General features: G+C 29.3%; 1 protein-coding gene and 1 pseudogene. Both read right to left on the minus strand.

Annotated elements, in window-relative coordinates; genetic code table 11:
• Positions 1-212: hypothetical protein (locus GQX97_RS12860; protein WP_232473390.1), on the minus strand; the 212-nt coding region annotated here is incomplete at its 3' end.
• 5 nt (positions 213-217) lie between these two features.
• A pseudogene (locus GQX97_RS12865) lies at positions 218-799 on the minus strand (HEAT repeat domain-containing protein); the annotation flags it as partial.

Raw genomic sequence — 799 nt, forward strand, 5'->3', positions numbered from 1 at the left:
AAATTCTCTCTCGAATCTTCTAATTTATAATCTTTAATTGAGCTTACAAAATCATTTAATAAATTACTAAGATTAGTTATTTTATTTTCCATAGCTTTTTTTTCAAGAAGCTCTATTTTTCCTACAAATGAACTGTCAACATTATCTATACCAGAAAATGCAATATCYGATAAAATAATCTCTAACTCTTTAACAATCTCTTTCAAAATCATAAACATTAATAAGCATTAGCTGTAGTTGTCTCTGTTGTTGTATTATTAGAACCTTCTACTATTGATTTTGCTTTATCTTTAATTTTCTTGTTTGCAGAAGAGTCCGCTAATTTTTTTATAGCATCAAACATYTCTCCTGTAGGCATAGAATCACTATAAAGATTTAATACCTCAAGAGTAATATTTTCAGAATTATCATTTTGAAGYCTATAAAGTAAAAGCTCCTGAATCTCTGGCTCTGTTTTATAATTATCCAAAGCTTTAATAGCATATATTCTCACTGATTCACTATCATTTTTACAAGCTTCAACAATATCTTTTTTAATGTCCCCATAAGCACTGTACTCTGGAAGTATATAAATAACCCTCGCAGTAACTTCAGGTAAATCCTCTTTTAATATCTTCTGTAATATCTCATAATTTTCAGCACTAGGATAAGCCCCCATTGCCACTATTCCCATATATCTCACTAAAGCAGGCTCACCTGTATTTTGTGCAACATTTCTACAAATAATTTCGCCTTTAATATCTTTTGTCTCAGAAAAATATCTTAATATCTCTATCTTTGKGCTAGAGCCAATAACATC

It is taken from the genome of Brachyspira sp. SAP_772 (assembly GCF_009755885.1).
In the GTDB taxonomy this organism is placed as follows: Bacteria; Spirochaetota; Brachyspiria; order Brachyspirales; family Brachyspiraceae; genus Brachyspira.